At 60.7% G+C, this 7,219-nt stretch carries 4 protein-coding genes and 2 pseudogenes; 3 read left to right on the plus strand and 3 right to left on the minus strand.

Annotated elements, in window-relative coordinates; all coding sequences use genetic code 11:
- A pseudogene (locus EOB49_RS31555) lies at positions 1-344 on the plus strand (integrase); the annotation flags it as partial.
- Between the two features lie 1,225 nt (positions 345-1,569).
- Here the strand turns inward: EOB49_RS31555 and EOB49_RS31565 are convergent.
- Positions 1,570-1,800, minus strand: coding sequence for a hypothetical protein (locus EOB49_RS31565; RefSeq protein ID WP_127295339.1), 231 nt, complete (start codon positions 1,798-1,800; stop codon positions 1,570-1,572).
- A 706-nt stretch (positions 1,801-2,506) separates the two neighbouring features.
- On the opposite strand from EOB49_RS31565, the gene EOB49_RS31570 reads away from it, so the two are divergent.
- A complete protein-coding gene (locus EOB49_RS31570) occupies positions 2,507-4,669 on the plus strand; it encodes a prolyl oligopeptidase family serine peptidase (protein WP_127383271.1) in 2,163 nt (720 codons plus the stop codon).
- A gap of 38 nt (positions 4,670-4,707) precedes the next feature.
- A complete protein-coding gene (locus EOB49_RS31575) occupies positions 4,708-5,406 on the plus strand; it encodes an OmpW family protein (RefSeq protein ID WP_127383272.1) in 699 nt (232 codons plus the stop codon).
- Between the two features lie 306 nt (positions 5,407-5,712).
- Here the strand turns inward: EOB49_RS31575 and EOB49_RS31580 are convergent, their stop codons facing one another.
- Positions 5,713-5,916 carry a hypothetical protein gene (locus EOB49_RS31580; RefSeq protein ID WP_245472922.1) on the minus strand — a complete coding sequence of 68 codons (204 nt, stop codon included), beginning with the start codon at positions 5,914-5,916 and terminating at the stop codon, positions 5,713-5,715.
- A gap of 712 nt (positions 5,917-6,628) precedes the next feature.
- Positions 6,629-7,219: pseudogene (locus EOB49_RS31590) on the minus strand (IS481 family transposase); the annotation flags it as partial.

Genomic DNA, 7,219 nt, shown 5'->3' on the forward strand with positions numbered 1-7,219 from the left:
TCGAGAGCTGGATCCGCTTTGGCCGCATCGCACGTGGACCCCTGTTCCGCCGCATTTTCAAGGACAACAAGACCGTCGACGTCGAACGGCTCTCCGACAAGCACGTCGCCCGCCTGGTCAAGCAGGTGACGATCGCCGCCGGCCTCCCCTCCGATCTCCCGGAAGGGTAACGGGCGCTGCTGTTCTCGGGCCAGTCGCTGCGCGCCGGACTTGCCTCGTCGGCCGACGTCGAGGAGCGTTACGTGCAGAAGCAGCTCGGCCATGCCTCGGCCGAGATGACCCGCAAATATCAGCGGAGGCGCGGCAGATTCCGGACCAACCTCACCAAGGCGTCCGGGCTCTGAGAAACCCCTCCCCTCCCTCGGTTGGTCGCTAGGTCGTGGGGGTCAGGTTCTTTGAGTGATGACAACACCTCGTCGAGCACAGCGAACGCTGCGTCCAGACTGTCGGCGGCCGACGCTTCGTAGTCAGGGCATGATCATCAGCTGTGCAATGGCGCGGCCGACGAATTCATTGGTGAGTTTTTCCATCCGCTGTCTGGTTCGAGCGACCTGTTCTGGGAGCGCACGCAGAGCGTTGACGACCTCGTCCAATTGCGACCGGGCTGCGGCGGCGATGTCGAAGATGTCGCGCGGGTTGGCTTCCGAAATCCCCGGTAATAGACCTTCTTGGCGATGATTTCCGGGATGGTCTCGAGCCGCACGGTCCTGCCTTCCACCACGCGGGTCTAGAACGGCTTCGTTGTTAGCGCTCCGGCAACGATGAAGTCGATTTCGCCAACGTCTTCGAAGGCGAATTTCTGGAACCGAAGCCCGTCCCCCAAATAGTCGGACGGCATCGTTTCAAAGTGCAGGTGGCTTTTGGGATGGTCGATGACCGAGCAATTGAGGGTCGTCGAGGAAAATATCGATGTCGTGGCTTTCACGATGGCCGATCTGGATCATCATAGCCGTTCCGCCGCCAAATGACCATTCAAAGTCGTAGCCCCGGCATTCCCGCGAAGCTGGCCGATCAGGTCGATATAATACGAAAAAGCCGCCGCCATTCGGACGGGCGTCGGCTATCATGTCCAGCCATTACGCGGCGAGCGTATAGCTTTCGCCGGACCAGGCAGAGAACTTGGCGGCAAAAGCCTTCATCTCGTCGACCGAATGTGGTGCGCGGTTGCGAACTCGACTTGCTGGGCCAGTCACGAGAACTGCAGGCACGACTGTGCCCCCTTGCCCGCCCCCACGGACGTCCAAACATGCAATTTGGCAAAGCACCGGCGCCGAAGCCACCCGACCTCGATGACGCCATTTCGTCGAAGCATGTGTCGTCGGCACTGTGCAGGGCAGAAGCAGGCTGTCGGTCCCGCGCAGCGACAGCAAGCGCGGCCTGAGCATGCGAAGGGAGTCGCTTTGATAGGAGTACCCGGCTGGGTTCCGTTCAGGACGTTCCCTGAAGACTTGGTGGCGTGGCGGTGGCTTCGACGCTGGTGGTGGGCAGGTTGTCGTAGCCCGGGTGCAATAAGCTTAGTCATCTAGGTCTCCTGGGGGAAATTTCCGCCATTGGGGGCCAAGTTTCACGCTATGCCAGCCCGTAGTTGTACAGGTGAAGCCGACTGGTCAGTGGACCGCAAAACGAAAGGCGCGCCGCTTCTCTTTGGTGATGCTCGCGCCGCGCTTTCTTCGCTGACGGTATGGAGATGAAGCGCGGCATGCCCCTGTAGCAGCCGATTTCACAACCAGACTTGCGTCCGCACTGCCCCTGTTGCTGCGGCATACCAATGCGTGGCGTCAGGAAGACTTCGTCGACCATTAGCCGTCTCGCTGAGATACTACCGAGCCCGAGCTCCCCTATCCTAGACCCTCGTATCGCATATCGGACGGCCCCACATCAGCCCAAGTTGCCATGGGGACCAGCCCCATGCGTTCGCCCGAATGCAGCTTCCTGGCTTGATCGACAGCAATCCAGGCGACGGTGCAGGCCAAGATTGCGGCAGGGCTTGGGCAACCATCAGGTCGCCCAAGGGGTGCCCCACCCTTCTCCTCAGAACTCAGCTGCTTCCAGCTGGCGGCTGAAACTCACAGGCGCAGCCAGCTTGGTCTCTAACCGCATCGATCGCATCATGGTGTCTGCGATGAATCCGTGTGCGTGAAGCGCTCCAGAGCGAAGATGTTGGGCGTCAACCAGGTTCACCAATGAGCTTCACTGCTCGAGTTCTGCACGGTGTCCACGACTGGCGCCGGAGGTTGATCGGTGATTAGGAGGAGCACTCGTTGTCGGATTCTCGACGATGTCGGACATGTGACACAACGCTTCCAGAGCGATCGCATTGTTCCGAAACGATTTTCCCAGTTGGCACGACGGTTGCGGTCCTATGCGCAAAAGCACTGCGATGCCGCACCGACTGAAAGAACTCATCAATGATCACGCTTTTCGAACATGTGGGCGCCGCTACCAGCACTGAGCGTTCCCGAGCCGACGGAAGCCTCTATCCCTTCTTTCTGAAGGCTGTCCGGACATGAACGCATTTGATGTCCGTCCAACGCTTGATGCTCCCGACGACGATCCCTATGTCTGGCTTGAAGATGTAGAGGGCGAGCGGGCACTTGCCTGGGCCGCCGGCCAATCGGCAAGGACTCTCAAGCACTTCGGTGGAACGCAGTTCGAGCGCGACCGCGCGGCTCTGACAGCCATTTTCGACAATCGCGACAATCTTCCCCTGATCGCGCGCCGTAGTCAGTACCTCTACAATTACTGGCGAGATGACGGTAATCCACGCGGACTGTGGCGCCGGACCACCCTTGCCGCCTACATGAAGGCGGATCCCCAATGGGAGCTACTGCTCGATCTGGATGCTCTCGCGGCTAGCGACGGAGAGGACTGGATCTGGGACGGCGCGTCCATCGAGCCGGAGAGACGGGAAAGAGCCGTTCTGCGCCTGTCGCGCGGCGGCAGCGACGCGGTCGTGCATCGCGAATTCGACCTGATCTCTCTGAGCTTTGTCGCCGACGGCTTCAACCTCCCCGAGGCCAAAGGCTACGTTAATTGGCTGGACCCTGACACGCTTCTGCTTTCCAGTGCGCTTGGTAATGGCATGGCCACCCGCTCCGGCTATGCGCGCACCGTTCGACTGTGGAAGCGTGACGCGGATCCCCTCACCACGCCGGCAATCTTCGAGGCCGGGTTCGAAAGCTTCCAAGTCTCTGGTCATTCGGACCGCACCGGCCGCAGCGAGCGCCTTTGGTTCATCGAGCAGCCGGCCTTCTTCGAGAAGATCAGCTGGATCGGCGATAGGAGCGGGCCGAGGAGGCAGATCGATCTTCCTCGCGACGCGTCGTGGCGGGTCTTCGGCGACTGGCTGGCGGTAAGGCCGCGCAAGCCCTGGACGGTGGGAGGCACCACCCATCCCGCAGACGCGCTGATCGTCATCTCGCTTTCCACTTTCCTCGCCGGCGGACGCCGTTTTGAGACCCTGTTTCAACCAGGGGAAAGGCGCTCCATGCAGTCATTCTTCTGGAATGACGGGAAGCTCATTATCTCTTACCTCGTCAATCTCGCACCGCGTTTCGAGATGTTCACTCCCGGCCACCAGGAATGGACGCGCCGAGTCCTGAACACCCTGCCCGCCGAAGGTACTGTCGACGTCTGGTCATTCGATGCGGCAGTTCACGAGACCAATGGAGAGGTCCTGATCTGTGCTCAGGATCCGATCACGCCGCCGCAGCTCTTGCTGTTCGATCTGAATGCCGCGCCGTCTCTCAGCGCTTCAGCAATCCTGAAGCGCAGCCCGGAGAATTTCGATGCATCCGGACTGGTGGTCACGCGCCACGAGGCAGTCTCTATCGATCATGAGCTGATCCCCTATACGCAGGTTGGTCCGGCGAACGGGAACGGAGATGCTCCGATTCACCTTTCCGCTTATGGCGGGTTCGGCGTATCACTCCTGCCCTACTACAACTCCCCGCTGGGCAAGCTGTGGCTCGAGCGCGGCGGCACGTGTGTCGAGGCGAACATCCGCGGCGGCGGCGAGTTCGGCACCCGCTGGCACGAAGCCGGGCGCAGGGAGGGCAAGCGTCTCGCCCATGACGATTTCGCCGCCGTTGCCGCCGACCTCGTGCGAAGGGGCATCACCCTGCCGAGGCGGATTGCCGCCGAGGGTGGCTCAAATGGCGGCCTGCTGATCGCAAACATGCTGACCCGCTATCCTGAGCATTTCGGGGCTCTGTTCTGCACAGCACCGCTTATCGACATGCGTCGCTACACCAAGCTCTTGGCGGGCGCGAGCTGGATCGACGAATATGGCGATCCGGACAAGGTTCACGATTGGGCTTTCCTGAAGGAAATCTCCGCCTATCACGCCGCAGCGCCGGGACAGCCCTATCCGCCTATCCTGATCGCCACCACGAAACGCGACGACCGCGTCCATCCGGGCCATGCGCGCAAGATGGCCGCAAAACTGCAGGCTCTTGGCTATCCCGCTTACTTCTACGAGGCCAGCGCAGGCGGGCACGGCTGCGGCGAGGACAATCGGGAGCAAGCCGCATTCATCAGTCTAGGCACCAATTTTCTCCGCAGCGCAATCGGCTTCAACGATCACCTTCCGGAGACGGCGGAACGCGTTGCAACGCAAGAGGGGCATTTGAGGTCCATCAACAATTCATTCGAGCAGGAGACGAAATAGTGCAGTGCATCCTTTCTGAACATCAAGGAGTGAATCTCATGGCGAGAACGCGAATGGGCGTAGCGCGGGCAACAGCAGCGGCGGTGGCCCTGATCATGGTGGGACAGCAGGCCGTCGCCGCGGAGCCTCCGCAAGCAGAGACCGTCCTGGCGGAGACGGGAGCCTCGGTCACCGAAGCGCCAATCCCTTGGCAGGTCCGCCTGCGGGCGTTGGGCGTCGTTACGAAAGATCTGGGCTACGTTGATACGCTTCCCGGCTCCGGTCTTTCGTATTCGGACACGGTGACGCCGGAACTCGATATCTCGTATTTCTTCACCGACAACATCGCCACCGAACTCATACTCGGTACCACTTATGCCAACATCGCGGGCCAAGGGACGATCGGAGGGTTGGGCAACATCGGCAAAGTTTGGCTGCTGCCGCCGACGCTCACGTTGCAGTACCATTTTACCGATCTCGGCGCGTTCAAGCCTTATGTCGGCGCCGGCGTGAACTACACGATCTTCTACAACCAGGACACTGGCAGCGCTGATGCTCTCAAGGTGAAGAACACGTTCGGCACGGCGCTGCAGGTCGGATTCGACTACATGGTGGACCAGCACTGGGGCCTCAACTTCGACGTGAAGAAGCTTTTCCTGAAGCCGGACTTCGACGTCACGGTGGCCGGCGCGAAGCTGACGGGGAAGGCGGAGCTCGATCCCTGGCTGATAGGCGCAGGTGTCACCTACCGCTTTTGAATATCAGAGTGAAGTCTGCTTCCCGACTGCCGGTTTAAATGAAGGGCGCCTCGCGCGCCCTTTTTTACGGTCGACACTGCAGCGCAAGACCTCATGAAGCTATTGTCGGGCGGGGTTCTCTTCCGGCGGACCAAGAAGATGCACTGGCCAACCGGCCTTGCGCCTGAGGTGGAGTGCTTAGAAGCGCTTTGGATCGGGACGGGCTTTGGTATTGTGGGTGGAATGCTTCAGCCAGACCATTTGCCAGCATCGTCTCCCGGACGTCATGTGTGAGCTTCTTTGTCAGCGCAAGGCGAACACGATCTCCTAGCAGGCCGTTGAAGAAGTGTCCCGTTTGGCCTTGAGGATTGCCTCGTCGCCGTTGTGATAGAGGAAGGTGATGTCGATGGAGCCGTCGTCGAGCAGTTCAGCATGGCCGTCGCCTGTGACCTCGTCCATTTCGTCGAATCCGACCCATGTGAAGAAGACCGTCGACGGGCCGTAGCCGAGTTCGAGGGTTAGATGAGCCAAACGCCAGTGGGGCGTCCTGGGGACGACGCGCGCGAGATTCTGGTCGTGGTGGCCAGCCCAATACGATGTGAGAAGTTGCTGCTGGTGCGGGTACCGGAGGTCGCCGATAGTGACAGCCGATGTTCGACAGCGGCAAGGACATGCTCAGCCGTCAACGCGCCGAGGGCTTGGCCGGGAATGGTGGTGATGGAACCAATCCAGAAAGCGGCGGCTGCCCAGGAGAACGCCTTCGCGGGACTTTGACTCCAGTCCGCACACCCTGCTCAGATAGTCCGAAAAAGAGGTCAGAAGCGGAGCATCCGGATTATTATCTACACTGGGAACAGAAGCATGGAAGCGTTCTGGAGCCACTCGCCGCGCGTTTACCAGTGCCGACACTGCTCCAAGCTGACTATCTGCCATGACCACCTGCCGAACGTAGTCCGTTGATGCCACCGGTACCCTTCGCGGTCTGCTCCAGCGGGAAGATCGGGTCTGAACGACCCTGCTGACCTGTGCGGCGGCCTCTCTCGCTAGGGCGTCCCCTTCGTGTCGTCCTCCTCCGCCGCTTTCGGCTGCTTTCGGCCCGCCGCCCTCGCCAAGGCGTCGTAGTCGGTAAGCGCGTCCTCCGTCTCCTTTAGGGGCTTCATCGCGTGACTAGAGTTTAGCGCGTGTTTGTAGGCGGCGGACCGAATGGTCGTCGAAATGCCACTCAGCGCCACCGCAAGATGCCCTAGGTGTGGAGCCTCAACAGGTTGTCCTCGATCAGGGCGAGGCGACTGATAGGCGTTTTTGACTTTAGGCTGCCATGTGGACGATGCCAATTGTATCTGTGCAGCCAGACAGGCAGTTCGGCGGCACGATGATCGGATGTCGGATAGGCAATGGCGTAGGCCCATTCGCGCAGTGCTGTCTGGATGAAGCGCTCGGCCTTGCCATTGGTCTTGGGCGTATAGGGTCTTGTCCTGACGTGCTTGAGGCCGAGATCGCGGCAGGCCTTGGCGAAGGCCTTTGATCTGTAGCAGGAGCCGTTGACGGTCATGACGCGGGCTATCGTGACGCCGAGGCTGGCGTAGTAGGCCACCGCCGCCTTGAGGAAGGCGATGGCGCTTTCTTTTTTCTCGTCGGGCAGGATCTGCGAGAAGGCGATGCGGGAGGCGTCGTCGATGCAGACATGGACGAACTCCCAGCCGGCGCCGCGCGACTTGCCCTTTTGCGGATCGCCGGTGATACGATGGCCGACTTGGCTGAAGCGGCCGAGCTTCTTGATGTCGATATGGATCATCTCGCCGGGATGCTCCCGCTCGTAGCGCCGGACCGGTTC

Origin of the sequence: Mesorhizobium sp. M7A.F.Ca.MR.148.00.0.0, assembly GCF_003997735.1 — a bacterium.
In the GTDB taxonomy this organism is placed as follows: Bacteria; Pseudomonadota; Alphaproteobacteria; order Rhizobiales; family Rhizobiaceae; genus Mesorhizobium.